This is a genomic window from Nostoc sp. C052 (assembly GCF_013393905.1).
Taxonomy (GTDB): domain Bacteria; phylum Cyanobacteriota; class Cyanobacteriia; order Cyanobacteriales; family Nostocaceae; genus Nostoc.
In genome coordinates this window covers 5,760,317-5,779,535 of the sequence record NZ_CP040272.1, presented here as the reverse complement: position 1 = coordinate 5,779,535, position 19,219 = coordinate 5,760,317, and the positions used below count along the sequence as shown (strand labels likewise).

The 19,219-nt window shown below is 42.6% G+C and carries 14 protein-coding genes; 9 read left to right on the top strand and 5 right to left on the bottom strand.

Annotated features, from left to right (window positions below; genetic code table 11):
• Nucleotides 1-193 precede the first annotated feature (193 nt).
• Nucleotides 194-2,218 (bottom strand): phosphodiester glycosidase family protein, encoded by a 2,025-nt coding sequence (locus FD723_RS23860; RefSeq protein ID WP_256874912.1) that lies wholly within the window; start codon nucleotides 2,216-2,218, stop codon nucleotides 194-196.
• A 768-nt stretch (nucleotides 2,219-2,986) separates the two neighbouring features.
• On the opposite strand from FD723_RS23860, the gene gltB reads away from it, so the two are divergent.
• On the top strand, nucleotides 2,987-7,687 hold the full coding sequence (gltB, locus tag FD723_RS23855) for a glutamate synthase large subunit (RefSeq protein ID WP_179067580.1): 4,701 nt from the start codon (nucleotides 2,987-2,989) through the stop codon (nucleotides 7,685-7,687).
• A gap of 64 nt (nucleotides 7,688-7,751) precedes the next feature.
• The gene (locus tag FD723_RS23850) at nucleotides 7,752-7,904 is read left to right on the top strand and encodes a hypothetical protein (RefSeq protein ID WP_179067579.1); all 153 of its coding nucleotides are present in this window, start codon (nucleotides 7,752-7,754) and stop codon (nucleotides 7,902-7,904) included.
• Between the two features lie 112 nt (nucleotides 7,905-8,016).
• On the opposite strand, the gene FD723_RS23845 is transcribed toward FD723_RS23850, so the two are convergent.
• A complete protein-coding gene (locus FD723_RS23845) occupies nucleotides 8,017-8,928 on the bottom strand; it encodes a polysaccharide deacetylase family protein (protein ID WP_179067578.1) in 912 nt (303 codons plus the stop codon).
• A 1,323-nt stretch (nucleotides 8,929-10,251) separates the two neighbouring features.
• On the opposite strand from FD723_RS23845, the gene lepB reads away from it, so the two are divergent.
• Nucleotides 10,252-10,824: a signal peptidase I gene (gene lepB, locus FD723_RS23840; protein ID WP_179067577.1), complete on the top strand. Its 573-nt coding sequence runs from the start codon at nucleotides 10,252-10,254 to the stop codon at nucleotides 10,822-10,824.
• Here lepB and FD723_RS23835 read toward each other — a convergent pair.
• A complete protein-coding gene (locus tag FD723_RS23835; RefSeq protein ID WP_179067576.1) occupies nucleotides 10,821-11,354 on the bottom strand; it encodes a ComEA family DNA-binding protein in 534 nt (177 codons plus the stop codon). The genes lepB and FD723_RS23835 overlap by 4 nt on opposite strands.
• Before the next feature lie 14 nt (nucleotides 11,355-11,368).
• Nucleotides 11,369-11,743 (bottom strand): NINE protein, encoded by a 375-nt coding sequence (locus FD723_RS23830; RefSeq protein ID WP_179067575.1) that lies wholly within the window; start codon nucleotides 11,741-11,743, stop codon nucleotides 11,369-11,371.
• A gap of 289 nt (nucleotides 11,744-12,032) precedes the next feature.
• Here FD723_RS23830 and FD723_RS23825 point away from each other — a divergent pair, with 289 nt between their 5' ends.
• Nucleotides 12,033-12,965: a DnaJ domain-containing protein gene (locus FD723_RS23825; RefSeq protein ID WP_179067574.1), complete on the top strand. Its 933-nt coding sequence runs from the start codon at nucleotides 12,033-12,035 to the stop codon at nucleotides 12,963-12,965.
• 126 nt (nucleotides 12,966-13,091) lie between these two features.
• On the top strand, nucleotides 13,092-13,415 hold the full coding sequence (locus FD723_RS23820; protein WP_179067573.1) for a DUF1825 family protein: 324 nt from the start codon (nucleotides 13,092-13,094) through the stop codon (nucleotides 13,413-13,415).
• A gap of 289 nt (nucleotides 13,416-13,704) precedes the next feature.
• Here the strand turns inward: FD723_RS23820 and FD723_RS23815 are convergent, their stop codons facing one another.
• Nucleotides 13,705-15,630 (bottom strand): transglycosylase domain-containing protein, encoded by a 1,926-nt coding sequence (locus FD723_RS23815; RefSeq protein WP_179067572.1) that lies wholly within the window; start codon nucleotides 15,628-15,630, stop codon nucleotides 13,705-13,707.
• 119 nt (nucleotides 15,631-15,749) lie between these two features.
• Here FD723_RS23815 and tyrS point away from each other — a divergent pair, with 119 nt between their 5' ends.
• The 4 genes from tyrS to remA all read left to right on the top strand — a co-directional run bounded on the left by tyrS (nucleotide 15,750) and on the right by remA (nucleotide 19,087).
• Nucleotides 15,750-16,994 carry a tyrosine--tRNA ligase gene (tyrS, locus tag FD723_RS23810; RefSeq protein ID WP_179069256.1) on the top strand — a complete coding sequence of 415 codons (1,245 nt, stop codon included), beginning with the start codon at nucleotides 15,750-15,752 and terminating at the stop codon, nucleotides 16,992-16,994.
• Between the two features lie 21 nt (nucleotides 16,995-17,015).
• Nucleotides 17,016-17,747: an orotidine-5'-phosphate decarboxylase gene (gene pyrF, locus FD723_RS23805; RefSeq protein WP_179067571.1), complete on the top strand. Its 732-nt coding sequence runs from the start codon at nucleotides 17,016-17,018 to the stop codon at nucleotides 17,745-17,747.
• Nucleotides 17,744-18,460 carry a hypothetical protein gene (locus FD723_RS23800; protein WP_256874911.1) on the top strand — a complete coding sequence of 239 codons (717 nt, stop codon included), beginning with the start codon at nucleotides 17,744-17,746 and terminating at the stop codon, nucleotides 18,458-18,460. The genes pyrF and FD723_RS23800 overlap by 4 nt, the downstream gene beginning before the upstream one ends.
• Nucleotides 18,461-18,820: 360 nt before the next feature.
• Complete coding sequence (gene remA / locus FD723_RS23795) at nucleotides 18,821-19,087, top strand: extracellular matrix/biofilm regulator RemA (protein WP_179067570.1); 267 nt, start codon at nucleotides 18,821-18,823, stop codon at nucleotides 19,085-19,087.
• Nucleotides 19,088-19,219 lie beyond the last annotated feature (132 nt).

Genomic DNA, 19,219 nt, shown 5'->3' with positions numbered 1-19,219 from the left:
AAATCAGCAATTTTGTCGCACTTTGATAAACATAGCAAAATCAAACCTGATGGTGTAAACTGTCACTACTAAAATTCTGATGTTTACACCAAGTCTTCATCAAGCAAAATAGCAGCTTGTTCTAAACTTTAAAAAATGACTGGGGATTGGGGATTGGGGACTGGGGACTGGGGATTGAGTTTTTTCTATTACCTCATTTTCGTGGTTGTAGAAAAATACCAATTCCGTTGTGAACACGAGCAGCTGTACTAGGCGATCGATCGAGTAGTTGCCCTCCTAAATAAAGGCTGGTAGAACTACCGCCGTCCAAATTTAGGGCATCTACACAGCCCATGAGTTGCATCAATTGGGCGTGTTCTGCCAAATTAGGCCCATAACCGCCGACACGATTATGGGTAGCAGTAATCATTAGTGTGCCTGTTGTCGTTGTGCAAATACCGCTACGAATAGCTTTTTCGGCAATAAAGGCATTGCTGAATTTTTCGCTTTTGGCATCAAGGACAACTTGACGATTTTGGACTAATAGCGGTCCTGCCCCGATAATGTAGGGATAACGACTAAAATCAACTGGAGTAGTGGCGCTGGAAATGCTGACTGTGCTTCCAATAGGTAGCTGGGAGGCAGCACTAGTAGCGTTAGCGCGTAAGGTTAGCAGGTAGCCATCCAGGGGAATGGGAACTGCTGTACCACTAACTTTGCCGCCTGGTAACTGTTGAGTAATTTGGTTTTTCTGTACCACTAAAATAATTTCGTTATCCGTCAGGGGCGTGTAAGTTGATCCCCAAGCTGGAGTATAACGAGCAATGCCACTCTGGATGTAACCGCTGTTGAGAAACAGAATTGGTAGGCGCTGGTCATTTGCTGCGATTAAAGTTTCTTCTAAGGTGAGACGACCAAAGTAAAATTGGCCTGAATCATTCCAAGCGATCGCACCTCGATTCAAAATGGGGCCTGATAACCACTGATTATCTCGACGAATCGCACCCAATGGCAATCGGTTGTTACGGTTAAAATAACCACCATTAATTCCAGCGACAGCTAAGTAACGTTGGGCTGTTTGAATCAAGGGAGCAGTACCCGCAAGCCCATCAGGACTAGCCCACATCGGTTTCAAGGTTAGCCCAAATTTACGGGGATTAACTTCTAGCCAGACCACCGGAAAGCGTTCTGTGCCCAAGTTTACATAATGCTGTCGCCAGCGCAATCCTGGGGCCCAAGTAATATCCCGCTCTTCTAAAGGATCGGGTCGAATATCGATAATCAGGCGATTGGGGTTAGCGACAGTACTAACTTGAGGCAATAGACCAAAGGGAACGCTCAAACTAATAATCGTTTGGTTTTTCAGCACCTCCACTTTTTGAATCAGTGGTTCAGGGGGTGATGGTATTGGTTGTGTTGGTGTAGTTGGTAATAATTGTTTGAGCAGATTTGGCAGTAATGTTGGTGGTGCTGCTGGTGGCTTCGGGGTATGGCGTTCTATCAAAACGGGATCGGCTATTCCATCCAGGGTAACTATCCACTCTCGATTTGGCGGTGTGGTGGATTTTGGGGTTGGCGTATCTGGATCGGAAGATGGAGTTTGCGGTTTGGCGATCGCAGAACCTTGTGCAACTTGCCAGGGAGTGGGACGATCTAAATCGACAAGTATCCGAGTCTGTTGCAAAGGCGCACTCGCCTCTGGAGGTTCCTGACTCTGAACAATATTTGTGATTTGTGTTTTAGGGGTAGCAATCACCAAAGTGTTACCATTCGCTTGAATTTGCCATCCCGATATTTGAGCAAAATTAGTAATATCCAGATAGCGATATGCTCCTAGTAGCCTAGCGGCTAATACCTGTGGCGTTGTCACCGACGAAAACCACTGTATTGGTTGCTTCGCTGAATTACTACTGTTTAAGAAATTTATTCCAATTAATTGCCTGAATGCTCCATCACTGAGATGAGTTGTCATCTGACCAGATTTTCCAGGTTGTTGCAACCAAGTTCCTGGTAAAGTACGACCATTGAGGGAAATTTGATTGCCAGAGGATACCGAACCTGTTATTGGAGGTGCCGATGACTGTGAGATTAGCTTAGGTGTTGATTTGGTGGTTTTTGGTGACTCCTGGGCGTTGATAGGATAGGTAGTAATTAAGCACAGTACTGTCAAAAGTATTGGTGACACAGTAGCTCGAAAAAATTTGCGATCGCTAATCCCTGATTGGTAACAATTCGGCATTTTTACCATAATTTACTAGGTATTTTTGAAATCTATCACCCAAGGTATAAACTAAACTAATTATTGGCAAATATAAAGAAAACATGACTTTATTTTTGAATAAATATGTTAATCTATATATTGGATACTTATCTCTTATAGAAATTAACTAATTTATTTAGACGCCAAAGCCACTGCAATCAAGTGTTTTAACTAGCACTAATTCTAACCATACTATACACGGTAGTTTTGGTTATCAAAACTGGATTATGATATTTAATCCTGACTGAGCGTTGCTACTATCAGTTAGGTATGGTCAATAGTAATATATGTGGCAAGTGGTAAGCAGCAAAACTCTAGACAACAACAATATTTGGGAATTGTCAAATGGGTATATATTGTAATACGCTGATTTTATTGCTGGATCGGGATGATTCCGGCTTTAAAACATAGTACAGCCTTCAATTTTAGTTTTGAGCCGAAATAGGTTCTATGAGTAACTAGCGTGCATCTGGAAAGAGGGGATTGAGAAAATACTTAGCATCACAATATAAAAAAGAAACTGTCAGGGCAAAAATAATGTCTTGGCGGAGGTAGCTTGTCTAACACCGCATAAATACATAAACAATACGCAACTATTTTAACACGGGTGAACGACGAAAGTAAAACCGAAGTTAAAATTTTTTTTCCCTAAATTTCGGTGCTTATATATTTCTCCATCGCGGAATTTAGAAAATTTTTCCCGTAAGTAGTGGCAAAATTGGTAACTCAATACTTCAGGAACAGGGTATGAATAATCAACCGATGAATCAAGACCAGAAAATCACAGTGGATATCAACTCAAGAGATACCTATCAGGGGCAAAAGTGGTTAGTAGAGGAACGAGATGCCTGTGGTGTAGGTTTTATTGCTCATCGTCAGAATCATACCAGCCACGAAATTGTCAAAAAAGCTTTAGCTGCTTTAACCTGCTTAGAACATCGGGGAGGTTGTAGCGCCGATCGAGACTCTGGTGATGGTGCAGGAGTGTTGACAGCAATACCTTGGGAGTTGTTCCAACAAGACTTTGCCCAAAGGGGGAAGGAATTTCCATCCACCGATAATATAGCTGTGGGGATGATATTTCTCCCACAAGACCAAGAAGCAGCACAAAAAGCTAGGGCAACTGTTGAGCAAGTAGCTGCTGAAGAAAAATTGATTGTATTGGGTTGGCGAGTAGTGCCAGTGCAATCTGATTTACTGGGGGTACAAGCAAGAGAAAATCAACCCCAAATTGAACAAGTTTTGTTAGCTTCTGTTGACAAAAGCGGCGATGAATTGGAACGGCAGTTGTATATTACCCGCCGCCGAATTAGTAAAATTGCAACCAAAATCTCAGAAGAATTTTATATCTGCTCGTTATCAAGCCGGACAATTGTCTACAAAGGCATGGTGCGTTCTGCCGTTTTGGGCAACTTTTATGACGATTTAAAAAATCCAGCTTACAAAAGTGCCTTTGCTGTCTATCATCGCCGCTTTAGTACCAATACGATGCCCAAGTGGCCCCTCGCCCAACCGATGCGGCTTTTAGGTCACAACGGCGAAATCAATACCTTATTGGGTAACATCAACTGGATGATGGCACGAGAAGCTGGCTTGAATCATTCAGTGTGGAATAATCGCATCCAGGAACTCAAGCCACTAGTTCATATCGATAACAGCGATTCAGCTACCCTGGATAACGTAGTGGAATTGCTGGTTTGTTCTGGACGCACCCCCTTGGAAGCTTTAATGATTATGGTTCCAGAGGCTTACCAAAATCAGCCTTCTTTACGTGAATATCCAGAAATTGTTGATTTCTATGAATATTACAGTGGTTTGCAAGAAGCGTGGGATGGGCCAGCACTTTTAGTATTCAGCGATGGTAAAAAAGTTGGTGCAACTCTAGATCGTAATGGTTTAAGACCTGCTCGTTACTTGATCACCAAAGATGATTACATTGTTGTAGCTTCGGAAGCTGGTGTCGTGGACTTCCCAGAAGCCGATATTGTCGAGAAAGGTAGACTCGGCCCAGGGCAAATGATTGCTGTGGATTTAGAAAATCAGGAAGTGCTGAAGAATTGGGATATTAAGGGGCGCATCGCCAAGCAGCACCCTTATGGAGAATGGCTGCAACAGTACCGTCAAGAACTCAAAGAAATTGTCAGTAGTCAGTCGTCAAATGGAAATGGAAATGGACATCTGGCTGCTGAGAATGGTAACGGGCATAGTACAACTGACAAAATTGATAAGCAAACCTTACTTCAGCGTCAAACTGCCTTTGGCTACACCATAGAAGATGTGGAAATGGTGATTCATCCAATGGCGATCGCAGGTTCGGAACCAACTTTCAGTATGGGTGATGATATTCCTTTAGCGGTGCTGTCAGAAAAGCCTCACCTGCTTTATGACTATTTTAAACAGCGCTTTGCTCAGGTGACGAACCCCGCGATCGATCCCCTGCGGGAAAAGCTAGTCATGTCTCTGAAAGTCGAACTAGGTGAACGGGGTAACTTATTAGAACCCAAGCCAGAATATGCCCGGAGATTGAAACTTGAATCGCCACTGTTGACTGATGATGAATTAGAGGCGATTAAGCTGTCAGGATTCGCCACAGCTGAGTTATCAACCCTATTTGCGATCGCCAATGGCCCAGAAGGATTGAAAGCTGCTGTGGAGTCTTTACAAGCACAAGCCGCTGAGTCAGTCCGGGCAGGTGCAAGGATTTTAATATTAAGCGATGGTGTCAATGACAGTATCAACACAGAATATACCTACATTCCTCCCTTATTAGCAGTAGGTGCGGTGCATCACCACCTGATTCGGGAAGGGCTGCGAATGAAAACATCCCTGATTGTCAATACTGCTCAATGCTGGAGTACCCATCACTTTGCTTGTCTGATTGGCTATGGTGCTGGTGCAGTTTGCCCTTATATGGCTTTAGATACGGTGCGTGACTGGTGGTCTGATCCCAAAACTCAAAAGTTAATGGGTGTGCAAAAAATTCCCACCCTCACCCTCGAACAAGCTTTAGGAAACTATCGCAAATCAGTGGAATCAGGTTTGCTAAAAATTCTCTCCAAAATGGGAATTTCTCTGCTCTCCAGCTATCAAGCAGCCCAAATCTTTGAAGCTATTGGCATCGGTGGAGATTTAATCCAATTGGGATTCCGTGGTACGACTTCCCGCATCGGTGGTTTGAGTGTGAGTGAACTAGCTGATGAAGTGCTTTCCTTCCATAGCCAGGCTTTCCCAGAACTGACGACCACGAAGTTAGAAAACCTGGGCTTTGTGCAATACCGTCCTGGTGGCGAATACCATAGCAATAACCCAGAAATGGTGAAGGCGCTGCATAAAGCCCTAGATGGCAACGACTACAACCACTACGAAGTTTACAAAAAGCACCTCCAAGGTAGACCAGTAACAGCCTTGCGGGATTTACTGGATTTCCAAGGCGATCGCCCTTCAGTTCCTCTAGAAGAAGTGGAATCGGTATATGAAATAGTCAAACGCTTCTGCACCGGAGGCATGTCTTTAGGCGCTTTGTCAAGAGAAGCTCATGAAACTTTAGCGATCGCCATGAACCGCATCGGCGGTAAATCCAATTCTGGAGAAGGCGGCGAAGATCCAGTACGCTATACAGTTCTAGATGATGTAGACGAGTCTGGTCACTCGCCAACCCTACCTCATTTAAAAGGATTGCGTAATGGCGATCGAGCTTATAGTGCTATTAAGCAAGTTGCATCAGGACGCTTTGGTGTCACGCCGGAGTACCTCGTCAACGCCAAACAAATTGAAATCAAAATTGCCCAAGGTGCTAAACCTGGGGAAGGTGGACAACTGCCAGGGCCAAAGGTGAGCCAATACATTGCGATGTTAAGGCGCTCTAAAGCAGGCGTGACGCTGATATCGCCACCACCACACCATGATATCTATTCAATTGAAGACCTAGCGCAACTGATTTTTGATCTGCACCAAATTAATCCCAAAGCAAAGGTGTCAGTGAAGCTAGTTTCAGAAGTTGGCATTGGCACGATCGCCGCTGGTGTAGCTAAGGCCAACGCTGATATCATTCAGATTTCCGGTCATGATGGTGGTACAGGTGCATCGCCACTTAGCTCGATTAAACATGCTGGTTCACCGTGGGAACTCGGATTAAGTGAAGTGCATCGGGTTTTGATGGAAAATAGCCTGCGCGATCGCGTGATCTTACGCGTAGATGGTGGACTCAAGAGTGGCTGGGATGTGGTAATAGGTGCATTGATGGGTGGTGAAGAATTTGGTTTCGGCTCCATTGCCATGATTGCTGAAGGCTGTATCATGGCGCGAGTTTGCCACCTGAATACCTGCCCGAAGGGTGTTGCTACTCAGAAAGAAGAACTCCGTAAACGGTTTACGGGAATACCCGAACAAGTTGTCAACTTCTTCTACTTCATAGCCGAAGAAGTGCGTAGTTTGTTAGCCCGACTTGGCTACCGTTCTTTATCAGAAATCATTGGGCGTGCAGATTTGTTAAAACTGCGCCCAGAAGCAAAACTCACCAAAACGCGATCGCTGAATCTCGACTGTTTACTTCATTTACCAAATAGCAAAGACAATCGTAGCTGGTTGGTGCATGAAGAAGTCCACAGCAACGGCGTGGTTTTAGATGACAAGTTTCTTGCCGATGCCGAAATTCAGGCTGCCATTAGGGATCAGTCTACTGTTACTAAGACTTACCCGATTGTCAATACTGACAGAACAGTAGGCACAAGATTAGCGGGTGCGATCGCTTCTCAATACGGTGACAGTGGCTTTGAAGGACAAATTAATCTCAACTTCACAGGTAGTGTTGGGCAAAGTTTTGGTGCTTTCAACCTCCCAGGCATAATTCTCAACCTAGAAGGAGAAGCAAACGACTACGTAGGTAAAGGGATGCATGGTGGTGAAATCATCATCAAACCTCCAACTGCTGCCACCTATAACGCATCACAAAATGTGATAGTTGGCAATACCTGCCTCTATGGTGCTACAGGTGGCGTGTTATTTGCCAACGGACTAGCAGGAGAACGCTTTGCTGTCAGAAACTCCAAAGGCGTAGCAGTAATTGAAGGTGCTGGGGATCACTGCTGTGAATACATGACTGGTGGTGTGATTGTCGTCCTTGGCAAAGTAGGACGTAACGTAGCTGCTGGAATGACTGGAGGACTGGCATACTTCTTGGATGAAGAGGACTCATTTCGGGAGTTAGTCAACCCAGAAATTGTCAAAATTCAGCGGGTGATTACAGAAGTAGGTGCTAAACAACTGCAAGAGTTAATCCAAAATCATGCAGAACGAACTGGTTCACCAAAGGCGAAGAAAATTCTGCAAAACTGGCAAGAATTTTTGCCGAAATTCTGGCAATTGGTTCCACCTTCTGAAGCTGATAGTCCAGAAGCTAATCCTGAAAAGACAACAACTGAGTTCAGTTTAGTGACTAGTAGTCATTAAGTGAGTTTAATGTGATTCGTAGAAACAGCTTTTAGATTGCCTCGTTCCCAGTCTCCGACTGGGAATGCCCGTCGTTGAGGCTCCGCCTCTCTTGCTGGCGGCAGAGCCGCCAAGAGCAGCATTTCCAGCCTCCGGCTGGAAACGAGGTTTTAAAGGAGTTTCAGCTGAAGTTGACACCAATGGGCACTGCCGTGCCCCTACGGGTGTACCTCACTAGATTGGCAACCGCTATATCTTTACTAACTGATTCCGAAATAAAGTATTTTAACCAAAAAGTATAATTTTAGTTTTTAGGCAATTACTATTGACTAATTAACTGTAATTAATAATTATTGCTTTTTGTTAGCAAGTAACTTTTGCTCTTTATCCTGAATTTCTAAAAGTTCTGGAATAGTAACAAAGCGGTAGCCTTGCTTTCTAAAGTTGCTAATAATTTCTGGTAAAGCTTGCACAGTTCTAGAACGGTTCCCGCCACCATCATGCATCAGCACAATTCCACCAGGTTTTGAATCTTTAATTACGTTATTTATCAACTTTGGTACAGCTGGTAATTTGTAGTCCGTAGAGTCAGCCGACCACATTACCACAGTATACTTTTGACCTTTAGCATAAGCAGCTAATCCATTGTGCAGGTTGCCGCCTGGTGGTCGGAAGAGATTTGTTTTAGCACCTGTAATTTGATAAATTAGGTCTGTTGTGCGGTCTATTTCAAAAGCTGCTGCTTCTTGATTAAAGAAGTGATACCAGTGATGCCAAGTATGATTGGCTATGACGTGACCTTGAGCGACAATCTGCTTTCCTATCTCTGGAAAATTTTTTAAATTCTGCCCAACGACAAAAAACGTTCCTTTGATATTATTGGATTTCAGGATATCTAATACTTGCTCTGTAGTTTCAGGCCAAGGGCCATCATCAAATGTGAGAGCAATTACTTTCTCGCCTTGAGTGAGTTTTGCGGATTCAATTGTTGCCCCTTGAAAGCTTGATGGTATAGGGTAGGCTAGACCCTTTGTTTGTGCTTGTTGCTGCCAACTTGTAAGCATCGCCGCTTTTAATTTCTCAATGCGCTGCTGAGTTCCTACGTTTGCAGTTACATCTTTGATATTTATACTTTGTCTACTCTGAGCCTCTGAAGCATTTGGTCTTAGAAGCATCATGAAAGCAAGACTAAAAACACCACCTAAGGCAAGCAGCGCAATTAATATTCCTTCTGGCCACAGAAACGACTTATTATTTTCCACCTCATAGCTCCTTCAAAGATCGAACCATCAACCAAGGTTATGACGGTACGTCATAGCAGATTTTTCAGATATTTTTAGATAAAATTGCTTTCTGGTAATCCCGAAAATTGGAATTGGGACTAACGGAAATTTAGAATCGAGAAAATAGGCAGACTCTCTCACGAACAAGGTGTATAATTTACAACCTAGTGAGTTATTCGATTAACATACAAAACTACTTACAAGGGGTGGAGTATCTTTCAAAAAAGAGTTTAGTCAACTATTAAGTTCTATTCTTGATAGGATATATTCTACTGCCTGCTGCCATTGCTTCCTTTTTAAGAAAAAGTTAAGTTTTCAACTGACAGAATGTTTCCTTGTACTTTCTATGAAATAGGCAGACGAAAATTGATTCAATATAGTTTCTCATTGCCAAGGGGCACTTATTCGTTAATCTAGATATTTTTGACTCATTCAGCAAAAATAATTCTGTCAGCAGCTTAGTTATCTTTTAGATGCTGATACTTTAGCCGAAATTGCTAGTAGCTTTCTGTCTGCTAATGTTTTTCTCGATAACTTAAGGATATTTATATCTTAATTAATAGTACAGTTTAATTTGTCCTGTCACCGTATAATTACGGAACTTAATCGCATGTATATTAATATCAAACAATTTTTTAAATCTTAATTGGTATTGGCATTTAGAACTATAAAAGCATTAAAGTCTAGATTTGTATGTAATATTTCTTACTAATGATATTTTGTTTAACTAGATTCTTGCATTTAAAAGTAAATTTAAGTCTTGATTTATTTTATGTAATATAACTTAACAATATCAGATTAAAGAAGAATTCAGAAGTCAGAATGGGCTACGCTAACAGGAGTCAGAATGAAGACGCTCGATGGCGACGCGCAAAGCCAATCTTTGAGCGTGCTATCCACTCTTTCGTGACGCTCGTAGACTCGCTACTGCTGCGCTATCAAAATTAATTCTGTTAGCGGATAGCCAAGTTTTAGCCCATTCTGACTCCTGACTCCTGAATTCTGTTTCGATAAAATATATTTTCTTGCAACTCAGTCTTGCTTCATAACTTGCCTTATAATTACATCAATTAGAATTATGATTTTTAATCATCTATTTAGCAATCGTAATTATTAGCTTATATTTTCTTAGACAGATCATAGTTTTTGACAATATTTTTGCCGATCTCCACTATATGCGACAAGTGTAGTATTTAATACTTGTATAATTTGACTCTAAACCCAGTTTTCATCTTACATATACCTTTTGAGTCACAATAATCAAGGTATTTGTCTAACTTCTGAAAGTGGCTAGAAATTTTTATGGTTCCTCACGAAAGTGATGCAAAAGAAGAACGTGCATCGTTAAAAGTATGGCGTAGTTCGCAAGAAAATCTGATTTTAATTGCGATCGCACTGTGTTTGGCATTCTTAATCAGGACTTTTATTGCTGAACCCCGTTATATACCTTCTGACTCAATGTTGCCTACCTTACATACAGGCGATCGCTTGGTAGTTGAAAAAATCTCCTACCATTTTCACCCTCCTATAACTGGGGATATTGTTGTTTTTCAGCCACCCGCAGAACTACAACGTCGAGGATATCCCAAAGACCAAGCCTTTATCAAGCGGGTTATTGGCGAACCAGGTGAGGTAATTAGTGTTGATTCTGGCAAAGTCTACCTCAACGGTCAACCCTTGGCAGAAGACTACATCGCTGAACCCCCAAATCAGCCATATCAACCAGTGAAAGTCCCAGAAGACGAATTTTTTGTCATGGGAGATAACCGCAACGATAGTAATGACTCTCGCTATTGGGGCTTTTTACCCAGAAAAAATGTCATCGGTCGGGCAACATTTCGCTTTTGGCCTCTCGATCGCATTGGGTTTATCTAAAACGTTAAATAATACATCAACTGAGCGATCGCATCCCCAGTTAACTCCAAGCGTCGTTGGAAATCAGCTAGGTTATGATAAGGCCCGGCTGATTGCCGATTTTGCACCATAGCTTGCGCTAGAGACAAATCTATAAATGGAATTTGTGCTAATTTTTCAACAGTTGCGGTGTTCGGGTTAACTAAATGCGTCGGACTTTCTAAAGATTCGTGGTCATAGTAAATAAAATTCAGCAGAGGCTTTAATGGCTCCAGACGCGGCGCTGGCATACCCAAAGCCGCAGCAATATCTTCAATACAGTAAAATTTCACACCCGAACGGGAAAGTTCCACAAGCGATCGCGCTTGGTGAATTGACAAACCTGGTAAGCGTAACCAATCATCTACAGTTGCTTGATTAGCATCAATGCGGATACCTAATTTGGCCGCTATCTGAATTTCTTCCCCAGATTGTAGGCGATAGTAGGGATCGTTGAGGAGCTTGGCGCGGAGTTTTTGCAGCCTGGAGTTTAAAGGTAGCCAGTTATTCATGATTGTCGCTCACCTCAAGAAATCTGGTCTAGCAATTGGCGGCGCTTTTGCTCAAATTCATACTCTGAAATCAGTCCATCCTGACGCAAAGCATCTAATTCCCGCATTGCATCAGCGATCGCTCCTACCTGATTAATCACCTTTTGTGAGTTTCTTGCTGCTGACTTCCCTAGATTAAAATTGCGATCGAAAGCTTCTTCGTCTTGAGCTAAATACCAAACTCCCTCAATCGCACTGGCTACCCTGGGTATAGGCGTCCAGGAAAGCAAAAAATATAAAATACCCCACACTGGCTGTCCTAGATAAAATTTATGCCATCCTGCAATTGTCAACGTGCCAGAAAAAGCTAGAACAGCAGCAATACTTCGGTTTTTGCGCTTAGTGAACATATTTCTAATAAATCTACCAACACCATAGTTTCTACAATAAGACAGTCAAAAGGCGCAGAAACAATTCATTCCTAACTAAATCTTCCCAATCCCCAGTTCCCAATAAACATCTCCAGAAATTAAAGATGCGTTATCCAGAACCCTTGTAGAGACGTAGCAGTGCTACGTCAAAACAATTCTTTTTCACCAGATGTCTAATCCCCAATTTGAAGAAATTTGAGTAAGTTTCACATGACTGTGCATTGACCTTTGATGCTAATTTTAAGTTTTCAACGGATCGATTACTACGATGTCACAGATTTTCCTACCACCAAAATGGCTTGAACAGCTTTACGATCCTTACGCTGTGCTAGGAATTTCTGTCAGTGCTGACGATCGCCAGATTTTTAAACGCTATCACACTTTAGCAAAGCTGCTACATCCCGATCGCTATGCCAAAAGCTGCAATCCAGACCAACAATTAGCAACGGCAATACTTAGCTATTTAATCAATCCAGCTTATGAACAACTCAAACATCGACACAAGCGCTTGATTGCCATAGCCATGCTGCGATCGGACGCAAGAGTGTTACAAAAGCAAGCTTTGTGTGCCCAAAATACCATAGCTGAGGAAATTAGGGAAATGTCTCCACCTCAAGCACAATTGTTTTACGAAGAAGCGATCGCCTCCTACGCAGAAGCTCAATACAAATCACTCCATCAGTTTTATCAAGTTACACAACAAATTAGCATACTGAATTTAGTTTACTTACAATTGCATAAACCTGACCTGTTCTCACCACAAAAAGCTGTTCGCATCATCCCTCAAATAGAAGTCAAGCCAGTTGAATTGACATTAAATGAAAAAACTAATGTCCAACCACTTTTGACAAACTACGCTCAACGTCACTACCAGCGAGCTATTGAGTACGTCCGGCTAGCCAACTGGGCCCTAGCTGTGCAAGAACTGCGCGATGCTATCAAGTTAGAGCCAAACAACAGCAACTATTATGCATTATTAGGTTTGGTACATCTAAAACAGCAATTTATTGGTATGGGCAGGGTTTACATCCGTCAAGCATTAAAACTTAACCCGCAAGATTCACTAGCTCTGAAATACGCTCCCGGACTGAAAATTCAACCAGGTGAAAACACCAATCCGAAATCAATGGCAAAAGCTCTGAGTATTGCAGCTTTATTAAGTCGATTTAGCAATGGGAAACGTTCTCAAGTCAAGTGTTGAAATTTCGGTAACAAACCGTACTAAAACCGAAGCTTCGTGACTAGATTACTCTCCTAGACTAAAATAATAAATAGAAGTAAAACTATTAAGCTGCTGAGTCTGGGCGCTCAGTTTAATATAAGCAATATGGGATTCTTCGATTCTGAGATAGTTCAACAAGAAGCAAAACAGCTGTTTGAGGATTATCAAGCGCTGATCAAGCTTGGCAACGGCTACGGCAAATTTGACCGCGAAGGCAAAAAGCTGTTTATTGAGCAAATGGAAACCATGATGGATCGATACCGCATCTTTATGAAGCGCTTCGAGTTATCAGAAGATTTCATGGCGCAAATGACAGTAGAACAGCTAAAAACACAATTAGGTCAGTTTGGTGTAACCCCGCAACAAATGTTTGACCAAATGCACCTTACTTTAGAACGGATGAAAGCCGAGCTAGAAAAACAAACCTAGTACCGCAAGGCGGAATTAAAAAAATTCAAAATGACGCTATCTACGAGACGCTAAAAGCGTAGCTTGCTTCCCTGTAAGGGTACGGGGACTACGTCATAGCGTTCTCATACCGTTTCTCGTAGAGAAGGCTTTACGCTACGCTAACAAAATTCAAAATTAATACAGCGTAAGCGTTTCATTGATTTGGAAAGGGTGGTTTATTTACGCCGTGTTGTACTAGTCGATTTTAGATTTTAGATTTTGGATTAATTGTAAATCCAAAATCCAAGATGCTATCTAAAATCCAAAATTATTGTGACTTGGGACGAGAAAACTGCGAAGGTGGCTTGAAGTTTTCTACTGGTACGTTTTTAAGTGCCTTCTCCATAAAATCTTTCCAAATGGGAGCGACCATAACACCACCTGTAGCATGGTCAGCTAACTGTCTGTTGTCGTCTCTTCCTACCCAGACAGCAGTTGTTAACTGTGGTACAGTACCCACAAACCAAATATCTTTTTCTGATGATGTTGTTCCCGTCTTCCCCGCGGCTGGGCGACCGATCGCAGCACCTTTACCAGTACCCTCAGAGATTACCGATCGCATCACATCGATAATTGCTGCTGATGCCCAAGGATCGAGGACTAGCTGCGGTTTAGGGGTGTTATCCAGCAAGACATTACCACTACTATCAGTGACACGGGCAATTACAGTTGGTGGAGATTGCCAACCATAGTTAGCGAAGGTAGCATAAGCACTAGCCATTTCCAGAGGTGTTACACCAATTGCTCCAAGTGGCAAGGAAGTCACAGGTTCCATCGGACTCGTAATACCCAAGGTACGACAGGTTTCGATCACCCTATTCATCCCCACAGCCTTACCAACCTTGATCACGGGAATATTTCGTGATTGGGCTAAAGCTGTGCGGATTGGCATTGATCCCCTAAAGGTATTATCATAATTTCTCGGAGAGTACCAACCGTTACCATCTCGATAGCTGACTGGAGAATCTTCCACCGTTGAATCTGGCGCATATTTACCACTAGCGAAAGCAGTATAATATACAAAGGGTTTAAAAGAAGATCCGGGCTGCCGTTGAGCTTGAGTTGCACGATTAAATTCACTGGTCTTAGGATCTATACCGCCCACCAATGCTTTGATAAAATGCGTACGTGGATCAACTGCCACTAGGGCCATTTGATTCTTAGATAATCCCTGCTCTAAAAGTGTTTTATGCCACTTGGTAACAGTCTCTTCTGCCATGATTTGGAAGTCGGCATCAACTGTAGTTTGCACCCGCATCCCGCCTTTGAGCAGTGTCTCACGCCCAAACTTCTTAGCTAACTCCTGCGCTACAGTATTGGTTACATAAGGTAAGGCACTACCTTGAAAGGATTTAATTCTCCCAAGTTTGATTTCTTGTTTGAGGGCATCGTCATAGTCTGACTGGCTGATCCAGTTCAATTCCAGCATCCGTCCTAGCACTTCTTTTTGCTTCTGTTTTGCCAGCTTCATGCTCACAAACGGGCTGAATTCTTCTGGTGCTTGGATTAAACCCGCCATCATTGCCGATTCACCCAAGCTTAAATATTCTGATGACTTATTAAAATAACTGCGGGCTGCCGTTTGTACACCATAATTGTTATGACCCCAATAAACTTGATTGAGGTACATTTCTAATATTTGGTCTTTATTGAGAATTTGCTCTAACCGGATTGCTAGCACAGCTTCAGCTAACTTGCGGGTAAAAGCGCGCTTGCGAGACAAAAACAGATTTTTTACCAATTGCATAGTAACAGTAGAGCCACCCTCTTTGACTCCACCTGCTACAGCATTAACTACCACAGCACGTCCCACACCGACGGGGTTAATACCGTGGTGATCGTAAAAGTGGCTATCTTCACTTGCCAACACGGCCCGTTTTAAATTTGGGGAAATTCTATCTAGAGGTACGACTTCCCGGTTGGCTTCCCCGTGGATACTCGTTAAGAGTTTGCCCTTAACGTCATAAATGTAAGTCGTTTCCGAGGGAAAGAAGTTACGTAGCTGTCTCACATCTGGCAAATTACGGAAACTGATGGCTAAACCAACTAGTCCTCCGGCTACAATGGAACTTGCCAGCATGGTGATTGAAAGGAGAGTACCGCCAGTTACCTGACCGACTCCTTTCAAAAACTCAAAACCTGATGAAGCCCGATCCTGTGGCTTTTTATCTCCCAAAGCACTAGACGATGACACGGCTATTTCACTTCCTCACTTGTAAATTGAACTGTAATTGATTGGTTGAAGCAAGGCGGTTAGTTTTTTGCAATTATAGTAGTTTGGCGGATGAGAAAGTGGATAAATTGCCAGTGAATATAACCAACTTAACTTCTAGAGTAGAAAGCATAACTAGTAGTGAATCTCTTACTAAAGAGCAAGATTTTGCTTGGCTGCGTCGTGGTGTAGTAGAAGTTTTCCCACAATCAGTTGATGTTAACAGCGAAAGTCTAGAAAGGCTATTACTAACTACAAATCAACCTTTGAGGGTCAAATTAGGGATTGACCCTACTGGTACTGATATTCATCTTGGTCATAGCATACCAGTACGAAAACTGCGAGGATTTCAAGATGCAGGACATACAGCAGTTTTAATTATTGGCGATTTTACAGCGCGTATTGGCGATCCAACTGGTAAATCTGAAGTGCGTCGTCAGCTTACAGAAGCAGATGTCGCACAAAATGCTCAGACTTATCTTGACCAAGTACGTCCTATCTTGGATTTTGACACACCAGGAAGGTTAGAGGTGCGCTATAACTCCGAATGGCTCTCTGAACTAAACTTAGAGAAAATTTTGGAGTTACTCTCCACGATGACGGTGGGGCAGATGTTAGCGAAAGAAGGATTTGCCGATCGCTATAAAAAAGAGAATCCGATTTTTATCCATGAGTTCCTGTACCCGTTAATGCAAGGTTTTGATTCGGTTGCAGTTGAGGCAGATGTGGAATTAGGAGGAACCGATCAGAAATTTAACATTGCTGTAGGCAGAGATTTGCAGCGTCATTTTGGACAAAAGCCACAATTTGGGATGCTGCTGCCAATTCTAATTGGCACAGATGGAGTGCAAAAAATGTCCAAGTCTTTAGGTAATTATATCGGATTGTCAGAACACCCAGGGCAAAAGTACCAAAAGTTACAAGGAGTTCCCGATCATCTACTTGAACAGTATTTTGAACTGTTGACAAATTTACCTTTGGATCAACTGCCAGAAAATCCGCGCGATCGCCAAACACTCTTAGCTTATGAAGTTGTCAAGCAGTACCACGGCGAAACCGCAGCCCAAGAAGCAAAAGAAGCAGCCCAAAGCGGTGGCAAGGAAGGTGCAGTTCCAGAATTCTCTCTTTCTTCTGGCGTACAACAGTTTCCTACGAAGTTAGCGTATATTCTCAATGTCACTGGCTTGTGCAAAAGTACAGGCGAAGGAAAGCGGAAAATTCAAGAAGGGGGAGTGCGTTTAGATGGCGATCGCATCACTGATGCTGATATCACTTTCGATGCTCCCGCCCAGTTACAAGGTAAAGTTTTACAAGTTGGGAAAAATAAATTTGTGCGTTTAGTTTGAATAAGGAGCAGGGAGTAGGGAATGGGGAATGGGGAACAGGCAGAACAACGAGTGATTGTAGCCTTGGATGTGCCAGATGTAGAAAGTGCGATCGCTCTTATAGATCAACTTCCGCAAGTTGGTTTTTGGAAAGTTGGCTTAGAGTTGTTTACCAGCACTGGCCCGAAAATTCTGGAAGTGCTGAAGTCTCGACAAAAGCGCATTTTCTTAGATTTAAAGTTTGATGATATCCCCAATACCGTTGCTGGTGCTTGCCGGAGTGCAGCTAAATACGGAGTGGATTTACTGACAATTCATGCCACTGCTGGTAGAGATGCCTTGAAAGCCGCAACTGAGGCGGCACAGGAAGGGGCTGCAAAAGCAGGTGTACAACCACCAAAGTTAATTGCTATTACTCTGCTAACGAGCATTTCTGCTAGACAGTTGGCGTTTGATTTAAAGATTCCCCTAGAGTTACCAGAATATGCTCTAGAAATGGCCCTGCTAGCTCAAGAATCTGGTTTGGATGGGGTAGTTTGTTCGCCCCAAGAGGTGGCACAGCTACGACAAACTTGTGGAGATGACTTTTTGCTGGTTTGTCCGGGAGTTAGACCAACTTGGGCAGATCAAGGCGATCAAAAGCGATCGCTCACCCCATCCCAAGCAATCATCGCTGGTGCAGATTATCTCGTGATTGGTCGCCCCATCACCGCTGCTACTGAGCCTAAGTTAGCCTGGAAGAGGATTTCTGAGGAGTTAACTACGGTGGCATGAAGCTAAGAGTTAGTGAGAAACTGCCAGAAAAAGTGCAAGGTGTAGGCAAGATTGCTCTTGCCTCTTCGCTCAATCAGAAAAATTATAATTGGCTTTTAGCTTGTAGCTTCTGGGTTTTAGTATCAAACAGCCTTGCTTACCCAGCATTCTCAATAAACCCCAACTCTAAACCTTTTGCGATCGCACAAAGGCAAAATGTCAACGGTGGCGAGAAGTCTTTGTGTTCTGAGCAAAATTTAGAAACATTAACTATACAGCTATTAAAAGATTTACCTAGTTATACCAATCGCGCTAGTCAACGCGCCCGTCGCCTCAGTAGAAGCAGTGACATTTACAGTTATATGCTGGTGGCAGGAAGACCTGAGTTTACTCCTCTACCCCTTAACCTTGAAGAATATAGTACAAATGCCCCTAAAAGCTCTGCATCAGGAGTTGAGCAAGTTTTCTTTACAACCTTGGAGCGGCAGTATATAGGAAAGAAAGCGTTAGAATTGCAACAATTCCACTGGCTATTGTTGACTAAAACTAAAAGTGGTTGGCAACTAGTGATGATGTTTTCTCAAGCTGGTTCCCATTCTGAAAAGCAGCCACTATCCCCACCACGCGATAGTAGTAACGGTACTATTGCCCAAGGAATTAAAGCTTGGTTGCGCGATTGTCAAGCTGGAAGTGTACGTAGGATGCGTACTGTCAATATGGGAGACAAAATTTAACTTCGTCAAACTTATGTCAGTTTAGTAATGTATATTGAACTGCACTGATATTGTACTGAGCTAATAAAGTTAGAGCGAGACTATTCTAATCAATTTTGCTCGACATCAATTTCTGAGTCAGATACTTATTTAAAACAAAATAAATGTACATCATCTAGCTAGCTTGTATCAGTAGAATTGCACCTATATCTTTAGGAAGATTTTCAGCAAAAATAGCTGATAAATAGCTAAAAAAAACAGACATTATTTAAAAACAAAGACTTGCTTGAATTTAAGCGTTGTAACTCCTGTTTTTTGGCGATAACATGAGTATAAGTTTATTTCAAGCTTCTCAAACCGCATTTAGCGTCAGTTTTTTTTATGGACATTCAATTAATCAACATCGGCTTTGGTAACATCGTGTCTGCCAACAAAGTAGTTGCCATTGTCAGTCCAGAGTCGGCCCCAATTAAGCGGATTATTACCGAAGCACGGGACAAAAATCAACTGATTGATGCAACTTACGGTCGTCGGACTAGAGCTGTAATTATCACTGATTCCAACCACGTAATACTGTCAGCGATTCAGCCAGAAACGGTAGCAAATCGCTTTGTAATTTCCCGCGATCATCAAACTGTAGATAATTGACTAGTACCGCAAGGCGAAAATCAAAAGTCACAACAATTGTATTCCAAGCTGTTAGGCTATTTGAAATGGTCTGTTTTTTTACGCCGTGCTGTACTAAGTGTCTGTCCAATTAATTTTGTTGGGCTGCTAGAT